The organism is Allobosea sp. LjRoot9 (assembly GCF_964252745.1).
In the GTDB taxonomy this organism is placed as follows: Bacteria; Pseudomonadota; Alphaproteobacteria; order Rhizobiales; family Beijerinckiaceae; genus Allobosea.
This window is the reverse complement of sequence record NZ_CAXUPC020000013.1, coordinates 135,941-162,078: the sequence shown is the minus strand read 5'-3', so window position 1 is coordinate 162,078 and position 26,138 is coordinate 135,941. Positions and strand designations below refer to the sequence as shown.

Here is a 26,138-nt window from a genome sequence, read left to right as displayed (position 1 = left end):
ATTTCCTTCCGCCTGTGGAGCGTCAGCCGTTCATCGGCCAGATCGCACCGGCGATCGCGACATCGGTCGGGAAGATCGTGACGAACTTGCCATCGACATATTGCAGGAGGACGGGGCTCGCATCGGGGTTCTGGCCGTCGGCGCCGTAGCGCACGCGCGCCCAGGGCATGATCGTGCTGGTGCCGGGGATATCGGTCGCGGCCAGCGCGTCGCGCACCTTGGCGCCGTCGGTCGTGCCGGCGCGGTTGATCGCTTCCGCCAGCAGCAGCAGGCCCATGAACTGGCGCGAGCTGTTGTCGTTGAAGTCGCGGGTCGAGCGCGCCTTGAACATGTCGTTCACCGTGGCGATGAACGGGCGCTTGGCCGCCAGATCGAGCGAGAAGCTGGCGCGGGTGATCGCGCCGCGCAGCTTGTCGCCGACCGCGTCATAGGTGACCTGCTCCGAGAAGCCGCTCGCCTGGGCGACCAGGTTCTTGGGCTTGTAGCCGAGCTCGGCCGTCGTCTTGACGAGCAGCATCGCGTCCGTGGTGTAGGAGGACGGCATCAGCACGTCGGGATCGGCGGATTTGAGCTGCTGGACCTCGGCGGTCAGCGAGGGCGAATTGGTGCGGTATTTGACGTCGGCCGCGATCTTGTAGCCGCGCTCGGTGGCAAGCTTGCGCTGGACGTTGGAGGAATCGACGCCGAAGATCGTGTCCTCGAAGAAGAGCGCGACAGTGTCGATCTTCTTGCCCTTGGCCTTCTGCGCATCGAAGAAATCAAACATCGCGGCCGAGAACATCTCGTCCTGTGCGGCTGGACGGAAGAAGAACTTCATGCCGCGGCGCTGCAGGCTGGGCGAGGAGGAATCGGCGCACAGGAACGGCACGCCGTAACGCTCGGTGACGGCGCTCACCGTGGCGGAAACAGAAGACTGGTAGCAGCCGATGATGGCGGAGACCTTCTCCTGGGTGATCAGGCGCTCGGCCTCGGCGCGGCCCTTCTGCGGGTCGGCCTGGTGGTCGGCGAAGACCAGCCGCAGCTTGGCGCCGCCGAGCGCCGCGAGCCCTGCGCCCTTGGCGCCGATCAGGTCGAGCGCATGGTCGTTGTTGACGATGTCGAGCGCGGTCTCGAAGGCGTGCCGGGCGTCGATGCCGACCTGGGCGCTGGCGCCCGACATCGGATAGATCACACCGATGACGACCTCGCGGGTGGCCTGGGCCTGGACTGCCCCGGCGAAGCCGGCAGCAGCGGCGAAGGACATGGCGGAGGCTCCGCCGAGCAGCAGTTCTCTACGATTCATGATGTAACCCCTCTTCGTGATGGATGGGCTCTTCGGCCCCTTGTTTGGATCTCTCGCAGTCGGCTCTTCAGATGATCGCGAACTCCGTGTTGCGGCGGTCGGTCACCAGCATGCAGCCGGGCGCATGGGTGATGGCGAAGGACGGCTTGACCTCGGCGATGACCGATTGCGGTGTGACGCCGCAGGCCCAGAACACCGGGATCTCATCAGGCAGGACCTCGACCGGGTCGCCATAATCCGGCTTCGACAGGTCGCGGATGCCGATTTGCTCGGGATGCCCGATATGGACGGGCGCGCCGTGGACGGCAGGGAAACGGGAGGTGATCTGGATGGCGCGGATGGCCTGGGCTGGCTTCAGCGGGCGCATCGAGACGACCATCGGCCCGGAGAAGCGGCCCGCCGGCGCGCAGGGAATGCTGGTGCGAAACATCGGCACGCGGATGCTGCGCTCGACATGGCGCAGCGGAATGCCCTCGTCGAGCAGCGCCTCCTCGAAGGAGAGCGAGCAGCCGATGACGAAGGAGACGAGATCGTCGCGCCACCATTCGCTGACATCGCCGGTCTCGGTGACGAGTTCGCCATCCTTCCAGACGCGGTAGCCGGGCAGGTCGGTGCGGATATCGAGGTCACGGCCGAGCACCGGAACCTTGGGGCTGCCGACATCGGAGACGCCGATGATCGGGCAGGGGCGCGGATTGGCCTGGCAGAAGCGCAGGAAGTCGGCGGCGAGATCGGCGGGCAGGACGGCGAGGTTGCCCTGGACGAAGCCTGGGGCCAGGCCGGAGGTGGTGCCGGTCAGGGAGCCGTTGCGGCAGGCCAGCCGGATCGCCTGCGCGGCTGCGATGTCGCTGGAGCCCTGGGTTGTCGCGGCGGGAGTGATCTGATTCATCGTGCTCATGGTCCCTTCCTGCCGGTTGCGGTTCGATTGGCACATCGTTGCGTGAGCCCGTCCAATCTTGAATCGGGATCGACCGCGATAAGCTCCAATTATAGAAGCCCCGGCGAGCTGGGCGGCGCCCGCAAGGGTTTGAGAAACATCGCATAAAGGCCGATGCGCCCTGGCGGGCGCTGCGGTCTGAACGGCAGGTGAGGCAAGCCTAGTTTGACGGCCCCGCACCAAAATGAAAGACGTGTTTCTTCGCTTTCGGTTTTAAGAGAATCTGCAAATGGAGACGCGTTTCCTCCAGACTTTGCTGACGGTGGTGGAGACCGGCTCGCTGACGCGGACCGCGCGCCTGCTGAACGTGACGCCATCGGCTGTGGTGCAGCGGATCAAGGCGCTGGAGGACGAGATCGGCTCGCCGCTGATCCAGCGCTCCGGCAATGCGATGGGCCCGACGGCGGCCTGCGCTGCGATCCTCACTGATGCGCGCCTGATCGTGAGTGCGGCCGGCGACATCAAGGCGGCGGCGTCCGGCCCGCTGGATGTCGGCCTGCTCAGGATCGGGGTGATCCATACGGTGCTAAGCGGTCTGCTGCCCGACATCTTGCTGGCGCTGAAGCGCAACCGGCCCGGGATCGAACTCTACATCCTGCCCGGCACCTCGACGGATCTCTATCCGAAGCTGCTCGACGGTACGCTCGATGCCGTGATCGCCATCAAGCCGAACTTCACCCTTCCGAAAACGTTGGACTGGCTGCCATTGCGGCAGGAGCCGCTCCTGGTCATCGCGCCGAGATGGACCACGGAGAACGATCCGGTCGTCATCCTGAAGAACGAGCCCTTCATCCGCTACGACCGGAACCATTGGGGCGGGCGCACGGTCGATCAGTTCCTGCGGGCGCAGCGCATCCGCCCGCGCGAGCAGTACGAGCTGGATTCGATCGAGGCGATCACGGTGCTGGTCGACCGGGGGCTCGGGGTGTCCCTGATCCCCGACTGGCTGCCGCCCTGGCCCCAGGGTGTTTCGGTCCGCAAGATCGCGATCATGGACGCGCCCTTCCGCTCCATCGGATTGCTCTGGCCGAAGGTGTCGCGGCGCCTGCCATTGATCCGGGCCTTTGCCGAGGAGGCGGCGATCGCTGCAGCAGTGAAGAACGAAGCGATGCTCCATGCTCCCGCGGCAAAGGGCCGGGCAGCGCGGGCAGGCTGAGCCGGCGGGCGAGCCCGGTCAGGCGCCGGGCGCGACCTCGAACTGGCGCGCGACCTCCTGGGCGAGCTCGGCCATGGGCTGGGCAAGGCCTCCCATCAGCGCCAGAGGGAAGGCGGCGGTGAAGACGAGGTCGGGCACGGTGAGCGAGGTCTGGACGATGCGCAGGCGTCCTTCCGACAGCTCCTTCTGGACGACGATGGGCGGAATCACGCTGAGCCCGATCCGGTCGAGTGTCATCCGGACGATGGTGGTGAGCGAGGAGTTCCCGAAGATGCGCGGCGGCGGCAGGCTCGGATCGTTCAGCGCCTCGCGCAGACGGGGATAGGGCGAGGTCGCTTTGGGATAAGTGATGATCGGGAAACTCCGGATCCGCGCGAGGCTCAGCGGCTCCTCGCCGATGTCGAGATCCGGCGAGGCGATGAAGGCGAGCGAATAGGCGCACAACTCGCGATTGGCCATGGTGGGATCGCCAAGCGGCCCGAGCAGGAAAGCGAGGTCGAGCTCGCCGCGCCCGAGCAGGTCGCGCATGGTCGGGGAGACATCGACCGTCAGGTCGATGACGATGTTGGGATAGACGGCATGGGCCCGCTCCATGAAGCGGCTCAGCCAGGTCTGCGCGATCGTCTCCGAGACGCCCAGTCGCAGGATGCCTTTCATCGCGACGGTCGAGCCGACATCGGCGACCATTTCGGTGCGCAGCAGCAGGAAGCGCTCGGCATAGTCGACCAGCTTGCGGCCCTGATGCGTCAGGCTGATCGAGCGCGAATTGCGCTCGAACAGTTTGACGCCGAACTCAGCCTCGAGCGCGGCGATCCTCTGGGAGACGGCGGGCTGGGTCGTGTTCGCCCGCTCGGCGGCCTTGCTGAAGCTGTTCAGCTCCGCGACCCAGTAGAACAGCTCGAGGCTGCGAAAATCCGTCATGTTCGCTGCGCGTCTCCAGGCGTCGAGGCAAAGCGGCCGAAACAGAGGGAAGCCGGATTGTCGACCGTCGCGGCCTTTTGGCTAGCACAGGCCGGGGTGAGGGTCACGGAGACGGCCTGCGCGGCGCGTCTGCTAGTTCACCTGCCGCCAGTCGCCGCGATCGCCCTTCCAGTTGACGGAATGCCCGAGCGCCCTGAGCACCGAGGCCCGCAGCGTGCGCACCAGCCCCTCCCATTCCAGGGCGGAGATGCCGTCGACTGCCGGTTCGGGCGCCATGAACATGCCGTCTACGCCGCCGCCCGCAACGCATTGCTCGATGCAGCGCACCTCCAGCTCCGGCTCATGGAAGACGACCTCGTTCTGGAGCAGGGCCGAGAGCGCAGCGATGATGCCGGTCGCGCCCCAGTTCGAGACATTGGCGATGACGAGATGGCTGGCCGCGGTTGCTGCCGCAACGCCGCCGCGTCCCGGGATGCCGCAATCGGCAGCCTTCGGCGAAAACCGCGGCAGGTCCTGCGCGATCACGCCCATGCCGAGCTCGTTGCCGCCGTCTCCGATGCCGATGAAGGGCAGGCCGAGCTCCTTGCCGGTCCGAAAGAGATAGTCGAGATCGCCGACCATGCCGTCGAGCGGGCGGCCGCCCAGGCCGTGATAGAGCCCGTTGGCGTTGCAGCCGGGACGCTCGATCGCGATCAGCAGGCTCGGCCGGGTCCGCTCCAGCAGGTCGTCGCTGATGGTGCGGCTGCCCTCGGCATCCTTGGGGATGGTGCGGATATAGACCGGGCGCAGGAAGGCGATCGGCTCGATGACGCCCGAAGTGGGGAAGGGCATGGGGGAGAGGCCGGCGCCGAGGCAGGTCTGGCGCATCATCGCCTCCCAATCCTCGTCAACGACGATCACGCTCTCGACGCCGAGGCCGAGAAACAGCGCCCGCGCCAGCAATGCCGCGCCGACCGGCCCGTCGGTCTCCGGCACGCCGCCGCCCTCGGGAAAGCCCGTCGCGATCAAGACGGGCCCGCCCTTCTCCTTGACCGCGCGGACGATGATCTCGGCCGCGCCCATGCAGATCGGCCCGGGCTGGCGTTGGCCCAGCGCCGCATGGATGTTGCCGATCAGGCCGACGCCGGTGAGGTCGATCGTCATGAACTGGTCGATGGTCGCGGCGATGCGGCCATAGAGCGGTGAATCGCTGGAAAGCATGGGAAGTCCGGTTCTCTAGGAAGGGCGCCGATGTCGGGCGGGCTCAGTCGGCGATGCAGGCGCTGAATTTGTCGTGGTCGACATTGCCGCCGCTGAGCACGAGCGCGACGGTCTTGCCGGCGACATCGAGCTTGCCGGCAAGGATTGCGGCGAGCGGCGCGACGCCGCCGGGCTCGACCACGAGCTTCGTCAGGTCGTAAGCGACGCGCATCGCATGCCGAACCTCGGCATCGGTGACGGCGATGCCGCCGGCGAGCAGGGCCTGGTTGACGGGGAAGGTCAGTTCGCCCGGGATCTGCACCTGCAGCGCATCGCACAGGCTCTTGGCGCCGGGCGCATTGCCCTCGCGGCGGCCGGAGGCGAGCGAGCGGATGGTATCCTCGAAGCCGGCCGGCTCGACGCAATAGATCTTGGTTGCGGGCGAGACGGCGTTCATCGCGACGGCAGTTCCAGCCGCAAGGCCGCCGCCGCTGCAGGCGACCAGCATGAGGTCGATCGCGGCGCCGAGTTCGCGGGCCTGTTCGGCGCATTCGAGCGCGACCGTGCCCTGGCCGGCCATGATGTCTGGATCGTCATAGGGCGGGATGATCACGGCGCCGGTCGCCCGGGCGATCTCGCCGCCGATCTCCTCGCGCACCTCGGTCAGCCGGTCATAGAGGCGCACGGTGCCGCCAAAGCGCTCGGCGCCCTCGATCTTGGCGCGCGGTGCGTCGGACGGCATCAGGATCGTCGCCTTGATGCCGTGACGGGCCGCTACGGCCGAAATCGCCAAAGCGTGATTGCCCGAGGACCAGGCGACGATGCCGCCAAGCCTTTCCTCCGGTGTCATCCTGGAGACGCGGTTGAGAGCGCCGCGGAACTTGAAGGAGCCGGTGACCTGCAAGGTTTCCGCTTTCAGCAGCACGCGCGCCGACAGGCGTTTGTCGAGCTCGTCATTGCGGATCAGAGGCGTCCTGACAGCTTTCCCGTGGATGCGGCCGGCAGCGGCTTCAATATCGGCAAGGTCAACACCGAACGTTGCATTGCTATTCCGGGCAATCTTGTTCGTTGAGCCAAGCACGTCTTCATCTCCGATTTACGTGGAGACGCTAGTCGAGGCGGTGTATCAGTCAAATTCTATCTGTTTATTATCAAGGATAAGCTGGACTTATTCGAGAGTTGAACCTGCGTCCTGAGGAGCCGCGAAGCAGCGTCGCGAAGGATGTTCCAGGTGGTTCAGGAGCCTCTGCGAGCATCCTTCGAGGGGCCATTCCCTAGGGAATGGCCCCTCGAGAGGAGGGCTGTGGGTCATCTCAAACAGTCATACGAGCCGTTGCGGCTGGCAATCCTGCGCAGCATTGCGACGGTACCTCGCCGGAGAACTTCTTTGCGGCCGGGCCTGGATGATGCGCGTTTTGCGCCGTTTCGTGGTCAAATCACGAATTCGCGTGCGCGGTTCTCTTAGTTTGTAATTATTATAAGGAAAAAACATAGAAATTGACAGCTTCCGGCTCCGGGAATCTAAGCCTCGATACTTGGTCCGCCTCCCCCGCAGGACCGGAGTTGCAGAGGTTGTCATGACACTGATGCCGTCTTCCCTGATGCGCGCCGCCGGGCTCGCCTTGATCCTGTCCGGCGCGTCGCACGCCGTCCGCGCCGCCGATGAGGGCATCACCGTCTATAACGCGCAGCATGAAAGCCTGACCAAGGCCTGGGCCGACGGTTTCACCAAGGAAACCGGTATCAAGGTGACGATCCGCAAGGGCGGCGACACCGAACTCGCCAACCAGATCGTCCAGGAAGGCGCGGCTTCGCCCGCCGATGTCTTCGTCACCGAGAATTCGCCGGCGATGGTGCTGGTCGAGAAGGCCGGGCTGTTCGAGACCTTGCCCAAGGACGTGCTGGCGCAGGTGCCGGCGAATTTCCGGCCGTCGAGCGGGCGCTGGGTCGGCGTCGCGGCGCGCAGCACCGTCTTCGTCTATGACACGCGCAAGCTGAAGGAGGCCGACCTGCCGAAGTCGCTGCTCGATCTCGCCGACGCGAAGTGGAAGGGCCATTGGGCGGCCTCGCCCTCGGGCGCCGACTTCCAGGCGATCGTAGGCGCGCTGCTCGAGCTCAAGGGCGAGAAGGTCACGGCCGAATGGCTCAAGGCGATGAAGGCGAACTCCACCGCCTATCGCGGCAACAGCGTCGCCATGAAGGCAGTCAATGCCGGCGAAGTCGATGGCGCGGTGATCTACCATTACTATTATTTCGGCGATCAGGCGAAGACGGGCGAGAACAGCAGCAATGTTCGGCTGCACTATTTCCGCAACGGCGATCCCGGCGCCTTCCTCAGCACTTCGGGCGCCGGCGTGCTGGCTTCGAGCAAGCATAAGGAGCAGGCCGAAGCTTTCGTGAAGTGGATGGCGGGCAAGCATGGCCAGGCTGTGCTGCGGGATGGCGACAGCTTTGAATACGCCATCGCCACGGGCGCGGAATCGAACCCGAAGCTGGAGCCGGTCGCGCAATTGCACGCGCCGAAGGTTGAGCCTTCCAAGCTCGACAGCAAGAAGGTCTCCGAACTGATGACGGCTGCCGGGCTGCTCTGAGGTCTCGGTCATAAGGGGCGACAGCGTGACTCGTGTCCGCGCCGTCGCTCCGCATTGCCTTTTGGCTGGTTCGATAGCGTTCATGAGCGTGCAGGCGCAGCCTTTGCGAGCCTATCCCGTCATCACGACGCAGCCCTTGCCGCTGCGCCGTGTCCGGCAGCTCGCGGCCAAATCCCTGTTCGGGCTGGCGGCGCTGGTTTCGCTCGTCACGCTGCTGCCGCTCGGTTTCATCCTCTGGATCACGCTCCAGACCGGCTGGGAGACGGCGTCCGCCCTGATCTTCCGAGCGCGCGTCGGCGAATTGCTGGTCAATACCGCGCTGCTCGAAGCGCTGACCCTGCCGCCCTGCATCGTGCTGGCGGTGGCGCTCGCCTGGCTGACCGAGCGCAGCAACGTGCCGGGCGCGCGGCTCTGGTCCTGGCTCGCAGTCGCGCCGCTGGCGATCCCGGCCTTCGTGCAGTCCTATGCCTGGATCGGCGTCGCGCCGGGGATGCACGGGCTTTTCGCCGCCATTTTCGTCTCGGTCCTGGCCTATCTGCCGTTTCTCTATCTGCCGGTCGCGGCGCAGTTGCGCCGCCTCGACCCGGCGATGGAAGATGCCGCCGCTTCGCTGGGGCTCACGCCCTGGCGGGTGTTCCTGCGTGTCGTGCTGCCGCAATTGCGGATTGCGCTTTGCGGCGGCTCCTTGCTGATCGGCCTGCATCTGCTCGCCGAATACGGCCTCTACGCGATGATCCGCTTCGACACCTTCACCACCGCGATCGTCGACCAGTTCCAGTCGAGCTATAACGGGCCGGCCGCGAACATGCTGGCGGGCGTGCTCGTGCTCTCCTGCCTCGGCCTGCTCGGGCTCGAGCTGCTGATCCGGGGCGATGCGCGCTATGCCCGGGTCGGTTCGGGCGCGCCGCGCCCGGCCTCGCGCCGCCGTCTTGGCCGGGCGCGCTGGGTTGCCATGCTGCTGCCGCTCGCGCTGAGCGGGCTTGCGCTCGGCGTGCCGGCCTATGCGCTCGGCCGCTGGCTCGTCGCCGGCGGCAGCGGGATCTGGCAGGCACGGGAGCTGGCCTCAGCTTTCGGCGAGACGCTGCTCTATGCTGCCGGCGGGGCGCTGGCGACGACGCTCGTGGCGATTCCGATGGCCTGGCTTTCGGTGCGCGCGCCGGGCCGGCTGCAGCGGGTTCTCGAAGGCTGCCATTACTATGTCGGCGCCTTGCCCGGCGTCGTGGTCGCGCTTGCCTTGGTCACGATCACGGTCAGGGTCGCCTTGCCGCTCTACCAGACGGTCGCGACGGTGCTGCTTGCCTATGGTTTGATGTTCCTGCCGCGCGCGCTGGTGGGCCTGCGCGCCGGCATCGCGCAGGTGCCGGTCGAGCTCGAGCGCGCTGCGATCGCGCTCGGGCGCAGGCCGGTCGGTGCGATCTTTTCGGTGACGATGCGGCTCGCGGCGCCGGGCGTCGCCGCCTGCATGGCGCTCGTCGGCATGGGCGTCACCACTGAGCTGACGGCGACGCTGATGCTCGCGCCCAATGGCACGCGCACGCTCGCGACCGAGTTCTGGGCGCTGACGAATGAGCTCGACTATGCGGCAGCCGCGCCTTATGCGGCGCTGATGATCGCCTTGTCCTTGCCTTTGACGGCGCTCCTGCATGCGCAATCGCGACGGGTCGCCGGACGGTGAGCCTTCTCGACGTCACCGGCCTGAGCAAGCGCTACGGTCCGCAGATCGCGCTGGAGGGCGTCGATCTCACCGTGCCGGCGCGCAGCCGCACGGCGATCGTCGGTCCCTCCGGCTCCGGCAAGACCACGCTGCTGCGCATCATCGCCGGTTTCGATGCGCCCGATGCCGGCTGCGTGACGCTGAACGGCCAGATGCTGGCGGACGGGCCATTGATCGCGCCGGCGCATCTGCGCGGCATCGGCTATGTGCCGCAGGACGGGGCACTGTTCCCGCATCTGAGCGTGGCCGAGAATATCGGCTTCGGGATCGAGGCTGGCGACCCGGAGCGCGACCAGCGTGTCAACGAGCTGATGGAGATGGTCGAGCTCGACCGTGCCATGCTGCGCCGCCGCCCACATGAGCTCTCCGGCGGCCAGCAGCAGCGCGTGGCGCTGGCTCGGGCGCTGGCGCGCCGGCCGGCGCTGATGCTGCTCGACGAGCCGTTCTCGGCGCTGGATACGGGTTTGCGCGAGGCGGTGCGCAAATCGGTGATGCGGGTGCTGCGCCAGGCCGGCATCACCGCGATCATGGTGACGCATGACCAGGCCGAGGCCTTGTCCTTCGCCGATCAGGTCGCGGTGCTGCGGGGAGGGCGGTTGATGCAGGCCGGCGCGCCCGCCACGCTTTACTGGCAGCCGAAGGACCGCGAGACTGCGCTCTTCCTCGGCGATGCGACGGTGCTGGAGGCGCAGTTGGGCGAGGGCTTCGTCGATTGCGCGCTCGGGCGCATTCCAGCCGCGACCGGAGCGCGTCGTGGCTCCGGCGAAATCATGCTGCGCCCCGAGCAGATCAGTCTTTCACCCGCAGTTGCCGGCGGGCAGGAGGCTCGCGCTTGCCATGGCGAGGTCGAGGAGGTCGAGTTCGGTGGGGCGCTCTGCGCCATCACCGTGGGGGTCGTCTTCGGGGAGGCGCGGACCCGCATCCTCGTCCGCTCGCCGGGCCGCGATTTGCCTGTGACAGGCTCGCGCGTCCGGCTCGAGGTGCAGGGCGGGGCGCATATCCTCGAGCGGTAGAGTCTGCGACCGGCAACGCCGTCCAGCCGTGCCTTCGATGCAGGCGGTTCCACAAGCTGCTTATTAAATAGGCTATGATCGCCATCGTGCATACAAGATGCATGTAATCTGGCCAAGCGCCTGCCGTGGCGTTCATTGACGCGCTTCATTCGGCAAGCGCTGTCGATCGCGGGCTAGACGTCGCTTTCAGCGCGAACAGGCGGCAATCACGGGGAAAATTGGCTTCTGCCGCGCTGTGGTGCCGCGCGCGAGGTCGGATTCAGCCGCCGGCGCCGCGCTTTCGTTCGCGATTTGGGGCGGCACGCTCTGTGCATGAGAGGGGCATCTTTCCGCTGCCGGCGCCGTTCCAAGGCTGCTGGCGCATGTCAGCCTGTCCGCGCATCGAGGGATCGTTCCATGACAATCACACGCCGCACCGCCATCGCTGCCGGCCTCAGCCTGCCTTTCATCGCCCGCGGCGGCGCTGCGCAGGCCCAGGCGGTAAGCCGCAGCGAGACGCTGCTGCTGGTGCAGGAATACGGCCCCAACAGCCTGGACATGCAGGGCATCGGCTCGTCGCAGCCGGTCAATGGCGTGGCGCTGAATTGCTATGATCGGCTGCTGCGCTTCAAGCCGGTGCCGATTCCGGGCGGTGGCGGCAATACGATCGCGATGGGCGAGCTCGAGGGCGAGTTGGCGGAAAGCTGGCAGCTTGCCTCGGATGGCATGAGCTGCACCTTCAAGCTGCGCGACGCCACCTTCCATTCCGGGCGCAAGGTCACGGCCAAAGACGTCAAATGGTCGCTCGACCGCGCGGTCTCGATCGGCGGCTTCGCCACGACGCAGATGAATGCCGGCTCGCTGGAGAAGCCCGAGCAATTCGTCGTGGTCGACGACAAGACGCTGCGCATCGACTTCATCCGCAAGGACAAGATGACGCTGCCGAACCTGGCCGTCACCATCCCCTTCGTGTTCGACTCCGAGCTCGCCATCAAGAATGGCGGCGACGACCCCTGGGCCAAGGACTATCTCAAGAACAACATCGCAGGCTCCGGCGCCTACAAGGTCGAGAGCTGGAAGCCCGGCGTCGAGACCATCTATGTCCGCAACGATGCCTGGACCTGCGGCAAGCTGCCGAGCCTGCGCCGCATCATTGCGCGCGACATTGCCTCGCCCTCGACCCGCCGGGCGCTGATCGAGCGCGGCGACGCCGACATCTCCTACGGTCTGCCGCCGAAGGACTTCAAGGATCTGGCTGATGCCGGCAAGGTCAATGTCGTCGGGGTGCCGATCCCCAACGGCGTCTGGGGCTGCTATCTCAACACGCAGGTCGGGCCGTTCAAGGATGTCCGCCTGCGTCAGGCGGTCGCCTGGGTGATGCCCTATGAGAAGATGCTGCAGGCCTCGCTGTTCGGCCGTGGCGTCGACATGTCCGGCGGACCGGAGACGCCCAAGGTCGCCTGGCCGCAACCCTTTCCCTACAAGACGGACGTCGCCAAGGCGAAGGCTCTGGTCGATGCCGCCGGCGGCGGCTTCTCGACGACGCTGCTGTTCGACGCCGGCAATGCGACGGTGGCCGAGCCTATGTCGGTGCTGATCAAGGAGGCGCTCGCAACCATCGGCATCAATGTCGAGATCTCGAAGGTGCCGGGCGCCAATTTCCGCGGCGAGATCCAGAAGAAGACCAACCCGATGGTCTTGAATCGCTTTGCCGGCTGGCTCGACTATCCCGACTATTATCTGTTTTGGACGATGCACGGCAACAATTCGATCTTCAACATCGCCGCCTACCAGAACCCGGCGCTGGACAAGCTGGTCGACGAGGCCCGCTTCACCGCCGACAAGGCGGTTTACGACAAGAGCGTCGTCGAGTTCATCAAGCTGGTGAACGTCGAGGTGCCGATGGTGCCGATCGCCCAGCCGACCCATGACGTCGCCATGCAGAAGTCGATCGGCGGCTACCAGTTCCAGCCCTGCCGCGAGCCGGATTTCCGCTACCTGACGAAGGGGTGAGCGACCCGTTCGTCATGCTCGGGCCAGACCCGAGCATCTCCTGACAGAGATTCTCGGGTCTGCGCTTCGCTTCGCCCGAGAATGACGACACGGTTCCGAAACCTGTTGAAGGAGGCCAAGCCATGCTCAAGATGATCGGCCAGCGCCTTATGACGACCATCCCGTCGATCATCGGCGTGATCATCGTCACCTTCCTGCTCACACGGGTCCTGCCGGGCGACACCGCCGCCTATTTCGCCGGGCCCGCGGCATCACCGCAGGCCATCGCCGAGATCCGCGGCAAGCTTGGCCTCGACCAGCCGCTGCCGGTGCAGTTCGTCTCCTATGTCACGGCATTGCTGAAGGGCGATCTCGGCCAGTCGCTGACGACCGGCCAGCCGGTGACCAGGGACATCGCCGCGAGGCTTCCGGCCTCGGCCGAATTGACGCTTGTCGGCTTGCTCCTCGCCATGGCGGTGGCGCTGCCGCTTGGCGTGCTCGCCGCCGTCAAGCAGGGCTCCTGGGTCGACCATCTCTGCCGGATCGTCGCGACGGCGGGCGTCTCGTTGCCGGTGTTCTTCACCGGGCTCTTGCTGGTCTATGTCTTCTACTTCCTGCTCGGCTGGTCTCCGGCGCCGCTCGGGCGGCTCGACGTCTTTGCCTCCGAGCCGCCTGGTGTCACCGGCTTTCTGCTGATCGACATGCTGCTTGCGCGCGATCTCGAAGGATTTCGCGCCGCTTTCTCGCAGCTCATCCTGCCGGCCGTGACGCTCGCCATCTTCTCGCTCGCGCCGATCACCCGGATGACGCGGGCCTCGATGCTGGCGGTGCTCGGCGCCGATTTCGTCCGCACGGCGCGCGCCAGCGGCCTGACCAATAGCAAGGTCATCGGCACCTATGCCTTCCGCAACGCCATGCTGCCGGTGGTGACGACGCTCGGCATGGTGTTCTCCTTCCTGCTCGGCGCCAATGTGCTGGTCGAGAAGGTCTTTGCCTGGCCGGGCATCGGCTCCTATGCGGTCGAGGCGTTGATCGCTTCGGATTTCGCCCCGATCCAGGGTTTCGTGCTGACCATGGCGGTGATGTATGTCGCGCTGAACCTCATGATCGACGTGCTCTACGGCGTCATCGATCCCCGCGTCAGGCTGGAGGGGTGAAGCCGTGAACGACATGTCCCAAATCCTAAAAAAAGAACCCGAGCCCGTTCCTGCCGGATCCCTGCCTGTCGAACCCTTGCTGACCGATTCTGTGCAGGCATTGCGCTTCGAGGCGCCGCCTTCGACCAGCCTGTGGGCGCATGCGCGCCATATCGTGGCGGAGAACCCGGTGACGGGGCTCGCCTTCGGGCTGTTTGCGCTGATCCTGCTGGCGGCGCTGATCGGCCCCTCGATCGTGCCTTATGATCCTTTGGCCTCGAACACCAATGCAGCGCTGCAGGCGCCAAGCCGTGCGCACTGGTTTGGCACCGACCAACTCGGCCGCGACATCTTCAGCCGCGTCATCGCAGCGACAAGGCTCGATTTCTCGATCGCGGTGTTCTCGGTCGCGCTCGTCTTCGTGCTCGGCGGGCTTGCCGGCATCATGGCCGGCTTCTTTGGTGGCTGGGTCGATAAGCTGGTCGGGCGCATCGCCGACACGATCATGGCGTTCCCGCTCTTCGTGCTGGCGATGGGCATCGTCGCGGCGCTCGGCAACAGTGTCACCAATATCGTGCTGGCTACGGCGATCATCAATTTCCCGCTCTATGCCCGCGTCGCCCGCGCCGAGGCGAATGTCCGTCGCGAGGCCGGGTTCGTGCAGGCGGCGCGGCTCTCGGGCAATTCCGACTGGCGGCTGCTGCTGACGCAGATCCTGCCCAACATCATGCCGATCATGGCGGTGCAGATGTCGCTGACCATGGGCTATGCCATCCTGAATGCGGCGGGCCTCTCCTTCATCGGTTTGGGCGTGCGCCCGCCGACACCTGAATGGGGCATCATGGTCGCGGAAGGGGCTGGTTTCATCGTCTCCGGGGAATGGTGGATCGCCTTCTTTCCGGGCTTGGCCCTGATGATCGCGGTGTTCTGCTTCAACCTGCTCGGCGATGGCGTGCGCGATCTCGTCGATCCGCAGCGGAGGAATTGATGCGAACCCAAGCATTGACCTCTGTCATTCCGGGGCGCGGCGTAGCCGCGAACCCGGAACCCACGGCCAGGGGCACGGCCTTTCTGATCATCAGCTCTCACCCGGTCGTGGGTTCCGGGTTCTCGCTGCGCGAGCCCCGGAATGACAAGGGGCGTGCTCGATGACCTCTCCACCTCTTCTCGACATCAAGAACCTCACCGTCGAATTCGCCACGCGCCGCGGCGCGGTCCAGGCTGTCAAGTCGATCGACATCCAGGTCGCCAAGGGCGAGACGGTCGCGATCGTCGGCGAGTCCGGCTCGGGCAAGTCGGTGACCTCCTATGCCGTGGTGCGCATCCTCGACCGGGCGGGCCGTGTCGCCGAGGGCGCGATCTCGTTCTCCGGCATCGACCTCGTCACGGCTGACGAAGCGCAGATGCGCGATCTGCGCGGGCGCGAGATCTCGATGATCTTCCAGAACCCGCGCGCGGCGCTGAACCCGATCCGCAAGGTCGGTCGGCAGATCGAGGACGTGTTGCTGCAGCATGTCCAGGCGACGCGCGCGACCGCCAGGGAAAAGGCGATCGAGGCCCTGACCAAGGTCAAGATCGCCCGCCCCGAGGAGCGCTACGATGCCTATCCCTTCGAGCTCTCGGGCGGCATGTGCCAGCGCGTGGTGATCGCGCTCGCGCTCGCCTGCCAGCCGCAATTGCTGATTGCCGACGAGCCGACGACGGGCCTCGACGTGACCACCCAGAAGGCGGTGATGGACCTGATCGTCGAGCTTACGCGCGAGCGGGCCATGTCGACGATCCTGATCACCCATGATCTCGGACTGGCGGCGGCCTATTGCGACCGGGTCGTGGTGATGGAGAAGGGCAAGGTGGTGGAGACGGCTGCCGCCGCCGACATCTTCCGCAATCCGCAGCACCCCTATACCCGCAAGCTGATGCAGGCGACGCCGCGCATCGGCATGTCGCTTGCCGATCTGTTGCCGGATGCGCCAAAGGGGCCGCCTGCCGAGGCGAAGGCGCCTCAGGTGACGCCCGCGGGGACTGAGCCGCTGATGCGGGTCGAAAGCCTGGTCAAGGAGTATCCGCGACCTGCCACGGGTGCCTTCTTCGCCAAGCTCAGGGGCAAGGCGGAGCCGGAGAAAGCCGCTTTTCGCGCAGTCGACGGTATCAGCTTCACGCTCGCCAGGGGCGAGACGCTCGGGCTCGTCGGCGAATCCGGCTGCGGCAAATCGACGACCTCGATGATGATCACGCGACTGATCGACCCCAGCGGTGGGCGCATCGTCTTTGACGGCGCCGATATCGGAGCTATTCCCGCCAAATCTTTCGCGGCCTCGCCGTATCGCCGGCGCATCCAGATGGTCTTCCAGGACCCGACCGACAGCCTGAACCCGCGCTTCACGGCGGAGCGGGCGATTGCCGACCCGATCCTGCGCATGGGCGGGATTTCGGGCCGCGATGCGTTGCGCACCCGCTGCGAGGAGCTGGCGCGGCTCGTCGGCCTACCGGTCGAACTGATCGACCGCTTTCCGCACCAGCTTTCCGGTGGGCAGAAGGCCCGTGTCGGCATCGCACGCGCCATCGCGCTCGACCCCGATCTCGTTATCCTGGACGAGCCGACGGCGGCGCTCGATGTCTCGGTTCAAGCCGTGGTGCTGAACCTGCTGGAGGAGCTGAAGGGGCGGCTCGGCATGAGCTATCTCTTCGTCTCGCATGATCTCAACGTGGTGCGGCTGCTCTGCGACCGGGTCATCGTGATGAAGACCGGCGCGATCGTCGAGGAGGGCACGGCCGAGGAGGTGTTGGGCAATCCGCAGGCGGCGTACACTCAGGAATTGCTGACTGCGATTCCTCACCCGCCGGTGTGATACCAACCCATGTCATTCCGGGGCGCGGCAAAGCCGCGAACCCGGAACCCACGACCGGGCGATCCATCCTTGCCCCCAAAGCTCACCCGGTCGTGGGTTCCGGGTTCTTCGCGTTGCGAAGCCCCGGAATGACGATAATTTGGAGATTCGAATGAAGATCAACGACCCCGCCGTGCTTGCCGAAGTCGAGGCCGCTTTTGCTGCTTATGAGACGGCGCTGACGACCAATGATGTCGAGACGCTTGATGCGCTGTTCAAGGACAGCCCGCAGACCTTGCGCTACGGGGTCGGCGAAAATCTCTATGGCTACGCCGAGATCGCCGCCTTCCGCGCGGCGCGCTCGCCGGTGGGGGTGATGCGCACGATCGAGCGCACCGTCATCACCGCTTACGGCGATGCCATGGCCACGGCCAACACGCTGTTCCGGCGCGACAGCATGGCCGGCAAGATCGGGCGGCAAAGCCAGACCTGGGTCAAGTTCCCGGAAGGCTGGCGGGTCGTCAGCGCCCATGTCAGCGTGATCGCGGAATGACGCCCGGTTGCGTTGCGCCATGACCCACACGCTCTGGCCTGCTAAGCGGGTGGCCGCACTTCCGCTGAATTCCCGGTCCTGATCCATGCCGCCTCGCCGCGCCGCCGCCGTTGGAGTTAAGCCCGCAGCCCCGCCGCGCACGCGTACGGAAAGCTTGCGGCTCCAGATTGCCGATGAGATCGTCTCGGGCGCGCTCGAGCCCGGCACGCCGCTCGACGAGCAGGAGCTCGCCGCGCGCTTCGGCGTCTCGCGCACGCCGGTCCGCGAGGCGATCCGCCAGCTCTCGAGTTCCGGGCTGGTCAGCGTCAGGCCGCATCGCGGCGCGGTGGTAGCGCTGCCGACGCCGAGCCAGCTCCATGACATGTTCGAGGTTATGGCGGAGCTTGAAGGGCTCTGCGCCGGGCTCGCCGCCCGCAATATGACGGTGCCGGAGCGGCGCGGGCTCGAGGCGCTGCACCAGGCCTTGCGCACGCTCGTGCATGAGGGCGACCCGGCGCGCTATCACGAGACGAACGAGGCCTTCCACGCCGCGATCTATGCCGGCACGCATAATGGCTATCTCGCCGAGCTCACCTTGATGACGCGTGCCCGCGTCGCGCCGTTTCGCCGGGCGCAGTTCCGCGCCACGGGGCGGCTGGGTGGTTCCTATCAGGAGCACGATACGATCGTGCAGGCGATCCTGCGCGGCGATCAGGCCGGCGCAACCGAGGCAATGCGAGCCCATATCGGCATCGTGCGCGATGCCTTCAGCAGCTATGCCGAGGCGCGGTGAGGCTCACGCCGCTCCCACCTGCGCCGAGACATAAGCCCGCCACCCGCCATATTCCGTGACGTCGCGCGCGCCTTCGGTGGCGATGGCCTCGCAGAGGAAGCCCTTGACCCGCGTGCCATCCGCCAAGGCGAGCGTGCCGATGCCGAGCGGGGAGGGGATGCCGGCGACGAAACGGCCAAAACCTTCCGCTGGCAGCGCCCAGACTTCGAGCGCGACCGCTGCGCCTTGACCGGGCGCGACGCGCACCAGGCCGGGCCGAGCCGGCGGCCCGCCGGGGAGGGCGAAGAGGCGGTAGTCGGTCGTGGTCGTCGTCGCGCGCAGGAAGTTCGCGCCGAGCCCGGTCAATTCGCCGTTGAGCGGCATGCCGGAGAGATGCGCGCCGACGACGGCGATCTCGATCGTGCCGGGAGCGGAGGCGATGAGCCGCGCCGCCAGCACCGGCGCGTTTGTGCCCGTCGCGCCCAAGGTCAGGCCGGATGCGGCATGGAAGGCGCGGCCGAGGCCGGCCAGCGCCGCGTCATGGCCGCTTGGCGCGATGAAGGTGACGCCCGCTGCCGTGCCGCCTTCGGTCAGGCTCACCGGCACGGCGAGCGCGCACATATCGAGCAGGTTCACGAAATTGGTGTAGCGGCCGAGCATGGAGTTCTGGCCGATGGGGTCTGCCGCCATCTGCGCCAGCGTGACCGGGCGCGGTGCTGTCGGCACCATCATCGCGTCGATGCCGTTCAGGACCGCCTTCGCAGCCAGCGCGAGTTCGGCGAGCTTGTAGCGCGCGGCGAAGGCATCGGCTGCGTCCGGCAGGGGTTTGCCGGCGATGACCTGCCGGATCACCGGCAGGATCGCCTCGGGGTCGCGGGCCAGCAGGTCGCGGATGGCGAGAAAGCGTTCCGCCACCCAGGGGCCGTCATAGAGCAGGCGGGCGGTGTCGTAGAACGGCGTCATGTCGAGCGGCACGATGGTCGCGCCGAGCGACCGGGCGCGTTCGACTGCCAGCGCGAAGCTTTGCGCCGCCTCGGTATCGCCGTCGAAATCGAGATCGGCAGCCCCTGGAATGCCGAGCTTGAACTGCGGCGGGATCGCGCCGGGCCGGCCGAGAGGGACCGGGCGGGAAAAGGGGTCGGAGATATCAGGCCCTGCGATCACCTCCAGCACCGCGAAGGCGTCGTCGGTCGTCAAGGCGAAGACGGAGACGCAATCGAGCGTGCGGCAGGCGGGCACGACGCCGGCTGTGGGCACGAGGCCGAGGCTCGGCTTCAGGCCGACGAGGTTCTGCAGGCCGGCGGGCACGCGGCCCGAGCCTGCTGTGTCCGTGCCGAGCGCAACCGGGACGATGCCGGCCGCGACCGCGCTCGCCGAACCGGAACTGGAGCCGCCGGGCACGAGATCGGCGCGCAAGGCGTTGCGCGGCACGCCATAGGACGAGCGCGTGCCGTTCAGCCCAGTGGCGAACTGGTCGAGATTGGTCTTGCCGATGATGATCGCGCCTTGCGCGCGCAATCGCGCCACGGCGCTGGCGTCCGCGGTCGGCGTATAGGCGAAGGCCGGGCAGGCGGCCGTTGTGGCCAAGCCGGCGACGTCGATATTGTCCTTTACCGCAACCGGCACGCCCCAGAGCTTGCGGCCGCGCGGACCCTCGGCCTGGAGGCGTTGCGCCTCGCTCAGAACCTCGGCCTCGGGCCGCAAGCTAATGAAGATGGCCGCATCGCCATGGGCGCGGTGGCCCGCATAGCTGGCGGCGATCGTCTCTGCGATCGTGACGCGGCCGTCGAGATGGTCGGCAAGGAGGGCGCTCAGAGTGGGCACGGCAAGGTCTCTCGGTGAAGGCTACAAAACAGGCATTTATTGGCTTAATGCATACAAAGATTATGCATGACCGCGATAGGCAGTTCCGAGGCCTGTCTCGGCTTCGGGGGAGAATTTCGGTTCCGGCGAAATGGCTGTTCTGATTTCCATGTGATTCCATAATCTTATGGTTATCCCCCTCGATGGAGGGCAGGTCTGTCAGGCTCGCTCGCTTTCAGGCATAGCCCTTGCAAAGCCCGTTCCGTTCGCCAGACGGGAGCGCTTTCGGTGAGCCGGTCCGAGATTCCAGCCCAGCCTTTTCCGCTCAGCGTCGATTTCGCGCGCACCGCGCTCGTGATCATCGACATGCAGCGCGATTTCCTGGAGCCGGGTGGGTTCGGGGCCGCGCTCGGCAATGATGTCTCGCTGCTCGTCGCTGCGGTCGGCCCCTGCCAGGCTATCCTGGCCGGCGCGCGCGAAGCCGGCATGCTGGTGATCCATACCCGCGAGGGGCACAGGCCGGATCTGTCGGATGCGCCGCCGGCCAAGGTTTTGCGCGGCGATCCGACGAAGCGCATCGGCGCGGCAGGCCCGATGGGGCGCATCCTGATCCGGGGCGAGGCCGGCCATGACATCGTTCCGGCGCTCGCGCCTCTGGCCGAGGAGCCGGTGATCGACAAACCGGGCAAGGGCGCCTTCTACCAGACCGATCTCGACCTGATGTTGCGCAATCGCGGCATCGAGACGCTGCTCGTCACCGGCGTGACGACCGAGGTCTGCGTCCACACCACGGTGCGCGAGGCGAATGACCGGGGCTATCGCTGCCTCGTGCTCGGTGATGCCTGCGCCTCCTATTTCCCGGAATTCCATGAGGTGGGTCTGCGCATGATCGCGGCCCAGGGCGGGATTTTCGGTTGGGTTTCCACGACAGGTCAGGTGCTGGCAGCGCTCAATGCTGCCAGGCGCGCTGCCTGAGCACAACGCAGGAGGGGGCTATGGCGACGGCGACCGCGGCGACGACCTCACCGAAACTCTGGACGCCAGGCGACTGGAACGCCCTGTTCGGCTTCGGCACCAATATCCTGGTCAACCTGCTGGTATTGACCGGCCTGCTGCAATTCGTGCTGAAGATGCCGGGCGAGATCGTCTTCGGGCGCATCCTGCCGGCGCTTGGGCTGATGATGGCCCTCTCGACCGGCTACTATGCCTGGCTCGCTTACAAGCTGGCGAAGGAGACCGGCCGCGACGATGTCTGCGCGCTGCCCTCGGGCATCAGCGTGCCGCATATGTTCGTCGTCACCTTCGTGATCATGCTGCCGATCGCCTCGATGACCGGCGATCCGGTCAAGGGCTGGGAGGCGGGGCTCGTCTGGGTCTTCTTCCAGAGCTTCATCCTGATGATCGGCGGCTTCATCGCGCCCTATATCCGCAAGATCACGCCGCGCGCGGCGCTGCTCGGCACGCTGGCCGGCGTCTCGATCGCCTTCATCTCGATGCGTCCGGCGCTGGAGATCTTTCTGACGCCGGCGATCGGGCTCGTCTGCCTCGCCATCATCCTGGTGAGCTGGTTCGGTGGCGTGCGCTATCCCAGGGGCATTCCGGCGGGGCTTGTCGCCATCGCCTTCGGCATGGTCATTGCCTGGGGCTCGGCGCTGCTGGGGCTCGATGTCGGTGGTTTGAGCCTCGCCAAGCTCGGCGCGGCCTTCTCGACCTTCGGCTTCTCGCTGCCGCTGCCGGCTGTCGACCATGTCTTCTCGGGCTTCAGCTATCTCGGCGTCATCCTCGTCACCGCGATCCCCTTCGGCATCTACGATCTCGTCGAGGCGATGGACAATGTCGAGAGCGCGGAGGCTGCCGGCGACCATTACCCGACGACGCGGGTGCTGACGGCCGACGGCATCGTCAGCCTGATCGGCTGCCTGATGGGCAACCCCTTCATCAACGCGGTCTATATCGGCCATCCCGGCTGGAAGGCGATGGGCGGGCGCATCGGCTATTCCGCCGCGACCGGGCTGATCGTCGTCGTGCTGTGCTGGTTTGGCGTCATCGCGCTCTTGCTGGCGCTGATCCCGATCGTCGCGATCTCGCCGATCCTGCTCTATATCGGCATGCTGATCGGTGCGCAGGCCTTCCAGACCACGCCGGTGAGCCATGCGCCGGCGATCGTGCTGGCGCTGACGCCGCATCTCGCCGCCTGGGCCAAAGTGCTGATCGACGGGGCGCTTGGGGCCGCCGGCACCAATGCGGCGGCGGTCGGCATCGACAAGATGGCCAATATGGGCGTGCTCTATCACGGGCTAGAACTGATGGGCGGCGGCGCGATCCTGTCGGGCCTCGTGCTCGGCGCCATCGCCGTCTTCGTCATCGAGAAGCAATTCCTGCACGCGGCGGCGTTCGCGGCAGCAGGCGCCGTCCTCACCTATTTCGGATTGATGCATGGCGAGGCGATCGGCATCGGCAAGGGGCTCGGCGTCACACCCTCGATCAGCCTCGCCTATGCGATGGTGGCGGGCTTCCTCTATCTCTGCGCGCGCTCGCTGGTTGGGGCCGAGGCGCCCAAACCGATGATCTCCGAACCGCAGGGCGTATTGGAGCCGGCTGAATGAGCGGGGCGAAACCTGCCTTCGACGCCGCGCGCCATCTCGACGCGATGGCTCCGGCGCTGGGCCTGACGATCACGGGGGAGCAGCGCCCCGGCGTGCTGCAGTTCCTGCGCGTCGCGCATCGGATGTCGGAGATCCTGCGCGCCGCGCCGCTCGACGACGCCTCCTTCGAGCTCGCGCCCGTGTTTCGGCCGGGGCGGACCAGTGACGGAGAGCCTGCGTGAGTTTCGATGCCTTCACGCCGGCCCATCTGATCGCGGCGCAGATCAAGGATGGCGCGGTCTCGGCCGAGGCCGTCGTCACCGGCTTCCTCGACCGGATCGCCAGGGTCAATCCGCAGGTCAACGCATTTACCGACGTCACCGCTGAGCGGGCTTTGGCGCAGGCGCGGAGGATCGATGCGGCGCGCATTGCGGGCAAGATGCTCGGGCCTTTGGCGGGCGTGCCCTTCGCCGCCAAGAATCTCTTCGACATCGAGGGCCTGTCGACGCGGGCTGGTTCGAAGATCAATCGCGAGCGCGTGCCGGCGCCGCGCGACGCCGTGCTGATCGAGCGGCTGAGCGCGGCTGGCGCGGTGCTCATGGGCGGGCTCAACATGGGCGAATACGCCTATGACTTCACCGGCGAGAATGCCCATGACGGCGCTTGCCGTAATCCGCATGATCTTGCGCGCATGGCTGGCGGCTCGTCGTCAGGCTCCGGTTCCGCAACGGCTGCGGGGCTCGCTCCGCTGTCGTTGGGCTCGGACACCAATGGCTCGATCCGCGTGCCGAGTTCGCTCTGTGGTGTCTTCGGGCTCAAACCCACCTATGGCCGCCTGCCGCGCACGCGCAGCTTTCCGTTCTGCGACTCGCTCGACCATCTCGGCCCCTTCGCCCGCGACGTGACCGATCTCGCCCTGGCCTATGACGCGATGCAGGGAGGCGACGCGCATGATCGCGCCTGCGCGCAACGGGAGGTCGAGCCAGTGCTGCCGACATTGACGCATGGCATCTCGGGCTTACGCATCGCGGTGGCCGGCGGGTATTTCGCGACCGACGGCATGCCGGAGGCCGATGCGGCGGTGAAGGCGGTCGCCGCGGCTCTTGGTGCGACGCGGAATCTGCTGCTGGAAGGGGCGGGCATTGCCCGCGCTGCGGCCTTCCTGATCACCAATGCCGAAAGCGCCGTGTTCCATCTCGAGCGCTTGCGGGCGCGGGCGGATGATTTCGATCCCGAGACGCGTGACCGCTTCCTCGCCGGCGCGATGCAGCCGGCGGCCTGGTACATCCAGGCGCAAGCAGCGCGGCGCTGGTTCCACGACGCGATGATGCGTGTCTTTGCCGATGTCGACCTGATCATTGCCCCGGCGACGCCTTGCCCGGCGCCGGACATCGGCCAGAAGACGCTGAGCTTGCGTGGTGAGACCGTGCCGCTGCGGCCCAATCTCGGCCTGTTCACCCAGCCGATCTCCTGCATCGGCCTGCCCGTCGCGGCCGTGCCGGTATTCGGCGCGGGTTTGCCGATCGGCGTGCAGGTGATCGCCGCGCCCTGGCGCGAGGATCTGTGCCTGCGCGCGGCTTATGCGCTGGCGCAGGCGGGAGTTTGCGAGGCACGCGCGCCGGCTACGCTCGCTTAAGGCCGCCCAAGCTCAACGAAATCGCGGAGACGGCCCAGAGCCTGATCCCACTGCGCCGAGATCTGGGCGAGGTAGGCGCCCACATCCTCCAGACGCTCGGTCCGCAGTTCCCAGACCTTGTCGCGCCCACCGCGCTTGCCGTGCACCAGATCCGCATCTTCCAGAGCGCGAAGGTGCTTTGCGACGGCCTGTCGCGAAAGCTGTGTCGCGGAGGTGAGGCTCGTGGTCGAAAGCGGTCCGCGGGCGCCCAGCCCTGTGATAATGCCAAGTCGCGTCGGGTCTCCCAAAGCGGCAAAGACGAGGGCATTGCGGCCGGCATGGCCTGTTGCCTGATCGGCGATCGACATAATCGGTTTCCTGCGATGGCGGGCTACGATGCCGACGTGCCGACAAGGTATTTTTTGATCAGCTCAGCCTGCTTCGTCCAGCCGCCATCATTGGCGGTGAAGGCCTCGGCGCGGCGGCTCATCGGGATGGCGTCGAAGCCGAACTCGCTGATCGTCAGCAGAACGCCATCGGCGACTTCTGCCAGGTCGAAAGTGACAAGCGTCATCGGCTCGCCGTCATAGTCGACATTGGGATCGACTGCGTAGGGGTGCCAGCGGAACGCGATCGTCCGCATCGGCTCGACGCGATCCACGATGAAGGTGAAGGTCTTGCCTTCATGGGGCTTCTGCATCGCCGCGACCTCGGGATCGACCTGCGTCGGCGTGATCCGCCCGATCAGCCGGGCGCCGGCCACGAACGGCCCGTCGAAGACGACGCCGAACCAGATGCCGAACTGACTGGAATCGGCGATGGCCTGCCAAACGCGTTCGAGCGGTGCGCGGAGATGAACCTTCTTTTCGATGCGATCTGACATCACGAGCAACCTCCTGGTTGCTCGTTAACTAGCAATCGCCGCCCCAACCTGCAACCATTTGGTTGCTTGTCGGCCGGAGCCGTCTCTGCATGCGAGCCTTAAGCCCCGCCGATCAATATCCCCGCCGCCAGCACCAGCCCGCCGCCAAGCACGACCTGGAAAGCAGCGCGCAGGAAGGGCGTTTCCATGAAGCGGTTCTGGATCCAGACGATGGCCCAGAGTTCGATGAAGACGACGATGAGCGCGATCACGGTCGCGGTCCAGAAGGACGGGATCAGATAGGGCAAGGCGTGGCCGAGCCCGCCGAGCATCGTCATCACACCCGAGGCCAGTCCGCGCTTCCAGGGCGCGCCCCGGCCCGAGATCTTGCCGTCGTCATGGGCGGCCTCGGTGAAGCCCATCGAGATGCCGGCACCGACCGAGGCCGAGAGGCCGATCAGGAAGGTGGTCCAGGGGTTCTGGGTTGCGAAGGCGGTGGCGAAAATCGGGGCCAGTGTCGAGACCGAGCCGTCCATCAATCCGGCAAGACCGGGTTGGACCCAGGTCAGGATGAATTGGCGTTTGGCGGCCATGTCCTCGTCGGCGCGGGCCTCGCCGCCGAGATGCGTAGCGGTCAGGTCCTGCGCCTTGCTCTCATGCTTGGCTTCGGCCGCCGCCAATTCACCGAGCAGCTTGCGCGTGTCGATATCGCTCGAACGCCCGGCCGCCGCGACATAGAAGTCGCGAGCCTGGCGCTCCATGTCCTCAGCCTCTTGCCGCATGCGGTCGAGGCCAAGATTCTCGATCAGCCAGACCGGCTTGCGCGTGTAGAAATCAGAGACATGCTCGCGGCGGACCGGCAGGATGACGTCGCCGAAACGGCGCTGGTAGAGGTCGATCAGCCGCCTGCGGTGCTCGTCCTCCTCCTCCGCCATGCCGTCGAAGATCGCGGCCGAAGCGGCATAATCGGAGCGGAGCTTCTGTGCGTAGATCGCATAGATGCGGCCATCCTCCTCCTCGGAGGAAATCGCCAGCGCCAGGATTTCCTTCTCCGACAGATCGTCGAAGCGGCGTTTGCCGGTGAGGCCGGGCAGGGAGAAGCGTGAGAGCATGTGAGATCTCTAGTTTAGAATAATTCTAGATTAGAGACCTCCGGGCTGATGTGCAAGAGGCACAACGATGTTTGGCGGGGAGCCGCAACCAAGACAGAAAAACGCCCGGCTTTTCAGCCGGGCGTGGTG

General features: G+C 66.4%; 23 protein-coding genes. 14 read left to right on the top strand and 9 right to left on the bottom strand.

What is annotated here, in order from left to right:
- Nucleotides 1-22 precede the first annotated feature (22 nt).
- Nucleotides 23-1,282, bottom strand: a complete 1,260-nt coding sequence (locus ACSQ3P_RS30230; RefSeq protein WP_436169116.1) for an ABC transporter substrate-binding protein — start codon at nucleotides 1,280-1,282, stop codon at nucleotides 23-25.
- A 67-nt stretch (nucleotides 1,283-1,349) separates the two neighbouring features.
- A complete protein-coding gene (locus ACSQ3P_RS30225; protein ID WP_436169149.1) occupies nucleotides 1,350-2,171 on the bottom strand; it encodes a putative hydro-lyase in 822 nt (273 codons plus the stop codon).
- A 277-nt stretch (nucleotides 2,172-2,448) separates the two neighbouring features.
- Between ACSQ3P_RS30225 and ACSQ3P_RS30220 the strand changes: the two genes are divergently transcribed.
- The gene (locus ACSQ3P_RS30220) at nucleotides 2,449-3,375 is read left to right on the top strand and encodes a LysR substrate-binding domain-containing protein (protein ID WP_436169115.1); all 927 of its coding nucleotides are present in this window, start codon (nucleotides 2,449-2,451) and stop codon (nucleotides 3,373-3,375) included.
- Nucleotides 3,376-3,393: 18 nt separating this feature from the next.
- Here the strand turns inward: ACSQ3P_RS30220 and ACSQ3P_RS30215 are convergent, their stop codons facing one another.
- The 3 genes from ACSQ3P_RS30215 to ACSQ3P_RS30205 all read right to left on the bottom strand — a co-directional run bounded on the left by ACSQ3P_RS30215 (nucleotide 3,394) and on the right by ACSQ3P_RS30205 (nucleotide 6,556).
- On the bottom strand, nucleotides 3,394-4,296 hold the full coding sequence (locus ACSQ3P_RS30215) for a LysR family transcriptional regulator (RefSeq protein ID WP_436169114.1): 903 nt from the start codon (nucleotides 4,294-4,296) through the stop codon (nucleotides 3,394-3,396).
- Nucleotides 4,297-4,428: 132 nt separating this feature from the next.
- Nucleotides 4,429-5,496 (bottom strand): glutamate cyclase domain-containing protein, encoded by a 1,068-nt coding sequence (locus ACSQ3P_RS30210; protein ID WP_436169113.1) that lies wholly within the window; start codon nucleotides 5,494-5,496, stop codon nucleotides 4,429-4,431.
- 43 nt (nucleotides 5,497-5,539) lie between these two features.
- Nucleotides 5,540-6,556, bottom strand: coding sequence for a threonine ammonia-lyase (locus tag ACSQ3P_RS30205; protein ID WP_436169112.1), 1,017 nt, complete (start codon nucleotides 6,554-6,556; stop codon nucleotides 5,540-5,542).
- Between the two features lie 505 nt (nucleotides 6,557-7,061).
- Here ACSQ3P_RS30205 and ACSQ3P_RS30200 point away from each other — a divergent pair.
- From ACSQ3P_RS30200 to ACSQ3P_RS30160, 9 genes are all read left to right on the top strand, one after another.
- Nucleotides 7,062-8,066 (top strand): iron ABC transporter substrate-binding protein, encoded by a 1,005-nt coding sequence (locus tag ACSQ3P_RS30200; RefSeq protein WP_436169148.1) that lies wholly within the window; start codon nucleotides 7,062-7,064, stop codon nucleotides 8,064-8,066.
- Nucleotides 8,067-8,148: 82 nt separating this feature from the next.
- The gene (locus tag ACSQ3P_RS30195; protein WP_436169111.1) at nucleotides 8,149-9,741 is read left to right on the top strand and encodes an ABC transporter permease; all 1,593 of its coding nucleotides are present in this window, start codon (nucleotides 8,149-8,151) and stop codon (nucleotides 9,739-9,741) included.
- Nucleotides 9,738-10,793 (top strand): ABC transporter ATP-binding protein, encoded by a 1,056-nt coding sequence (locus ACSQ3P_RS30190; protein ID WP_436169110.1) that lies wholly within the window; start codon nucleotides 9,738-9,740, stop codon nucleotides 10,791-10,793. Before ACSQ3P_RS30195 ends, ACSQ3P_RS30190 begins: the two co-directional genes overlap by 4 nt.
- 396 nt (nucleotides 10,794-11,189) lie before the next feature.
- On the top strand, nucleotides 11,190-12,785 hold the full coding sequence (locus ACSQ3P_RS30185; protein ID WP_436169109.1) for an ABC transporter substrate-binding protein: 1,596 nt from the start codon (nucleotides 11,190-11,192) through the stop codon (nucleotides 12,783-12,785).
- A 122-nt stretch (nucleotides 12,786-12,907) separates the two neighbouring features.
- Entirely contained in the window at nucleotides 12,908-13,921 is a 1,014-nt protein-coding gene (locus ACSQ3P_RS30180; RefSeq protein WP_436169108.1) for an ABC transporter permease, read from the top strand.
- 76 nt (nucleotides 13,922-13,997) lie between these two features.
- Nucleotides 13,998-14,888: an ABC transporter permease gene (locus ACSQ3P_RS30175; protein ID WP_436169107.1), complete on the top strand. Its 891-nt coding sequence runs from the start codon at nucleotides 13,998-14,000 to the stop codon at nucleotides 14,886-14,888.
- Nucleotides 14,889-15,048: 160 nt separating this feature from the next.
- Complete coding sequence (locus ACSQ3P_RS30170; protein ID WP_436169106.1) at nucleotides 15,049-16,749, top strand: dipeptide ABC transporter ATP-binding protein; 1,701 nt, start codon at nucleotides 15,049-15,051, stop codon at nucleotides 16,747-16,749.
- A 151-nt stretch (nucleotides 16,750-16,900) separates the two neighbouring features.
- A complete protein-coding gene (hpxZ, locus tag ACSQ3P_RS30165) occupies nucleotides 16,901-17,281 on the top strand; it encodes an oxalurate catabolism protein HpxZ (RefSeq protein WP_436169105.1) in 381 nt (126 codons plus the stop codon).
- Between the two features lie 85 nt (nucleotides 17,282-17,366).
- Nucleotides 17,367-18,053 carry a GntR family transcriptional regulator gene (locus tag ACSQ3P_RS30160; protein WP_436169104.1) on the top strand — a complete coding sequence of 229 codons (687 nt, stop codon included), beginning with the start codon at nucleotides 17,367-17,369 and terminating at the stop codon, nucleotides 18,051-18,053.
- Nucleotides 18,054-18,056: 3 nt separating this feature from the next.
- Here the strand turns inward: ACSQ3P_RS30160 and atzF are convergent, their stop codons facing one another.
- Nucleotides 18,057-19,856, bottom strand: coding sequence for an allophanate hydrolase (gene atzF, locus ACSQ3P_RS30155; protein ID WP_436169103.1), 1,800 nt, complete (start codon nucleotides 19,854-19,856; stop codon nucleotides 18,057-18,059).
- A 267-nt stretch (nucleotides 19,857-20,123) separates the two neighbouring features.
- Here atzF and ACSQ3P_RS30150 point away from each other — a divergent pair, with 267 nt between their 5' ends.
- Genes ACSQ3P_RS30150 through ACSQ3P_RS30135 form a run of 4 tightly spaced genes read left to right on the top strand, consistent with a single transcriptional unit; the run spans nucleotide 20,124 to nucleotide 24,056 of the window.
- Nucleotides 20,124-20,810 carry a cysteine hydrolase family protein gene (locus ACSQ3P_RS30150; protein WP_436169102.1) on the top strand — a complete coding sequence of 229 codons (687 nt, stop codon included), beginning with the start codon at nucleotides 20,124-20,126 and terminating at the stop codon, nucleotides 20,808-20,810.
- A gap of 20 nt (nucleotides 20,811-20,830) precedes the next feature.
- Nucleotides 20,831-22,441: a regulator gene (locus ACSQ3P_RS30145; RefSeq protein WP_436169101.1), complete on the top strand. Its 1,611-nt coding sequence runs from the start codon at nucleotides 20,831-20,833 to the stop codon at nucleotides 22,439-22,441.
- Entirely contained in the window at nucleotides 22,438-22,662 is a 225-nt protein-coding gene (locus ACSQ3P_RS30140; protein ID WP_436169100.1) for a DUF4089 domain-containing protein, read from the top strand. The genes ACSQ3P_RS30145 and ACSQ3P_RS30140 overlap by 4 nt, the downstream gene beginning before the upstream one ends.
- The gene (locus ACSQ3P_RS30135; RefSeq protein ID WP_436169099.1) at nucleotides 22,659-24,056 is read left to right on the top strand and encodes an AtzE family amidohydrolase; all 1,398 of its coding nucleotides are present in this window, start codon (nucleotides 22,659-22,661) and stop codon (nucleotides 24,054-24,056) included. Before ACSQ3P_RS30140 ends, ACSQ3P_RS30135 begins: the two co-directional genes overlap by 4 nt.
- Here ACSQ3P_RS30135 and ACSQ3P_RS30130 read toward each other — a convergent pair.
- The 3 genes from ACSQ3P_RS30130 to mbfA all read right to left on the bottom strand — a co-directional run bounded on the left by ACSQ3P_RS30130 (nucleotide 24,053) and on the right by mbfA (nucleotide 26,009).
- Nucleotides 24,053-24,403 carry an ArsR/SmtB family transcription factor gene (locus tag ACSQ3P_RS30130; RefSeq protein WP_436169098.1) on the bottom strand — a complete coding sequence of 117 codons (351 nt, stop codon included), beginning with the start codon at nucleotides 24,401-24,403 and terminating at the stop codon, nucleotides 24,053-24,055. The two genes, ACSQ3P_RS30135 and ACSQ3P_RS30130, sit on opposite strands and share 4 nt — an antisense overlap.
- A gap of 23 nt (nucleotides 24,404-24,426) precedes the next feature.
- Nucleotides 24,427-24,918, bottom strand: a complete 492-nt coding sequence (locus ACSQ3P_RS30125; protein WP_436169097.1) for an SRPBCC family protein — start codon at nucleotides 24,916-24,918, stop codon at nucleotides 24,427-24,429.
- A 98-nt stretch (nucleotides 24,919-25,016) separates the two neighbouring features.
- Nucleotides 25,017-26,009 (bottom strand): iron exporter MbfA, encoded by a 993-nt coding sequence (gene mbfA / locus ACSQ3P_RS30120; protein ID WP_436169096.1) that lies wholly within the window; start codon nucleotides 26,007-26,009, stop codon nucleotides 25,017-25,019.
- Nucleotides 26,010-26,138 lie beyond the last annotated feature (129 nt).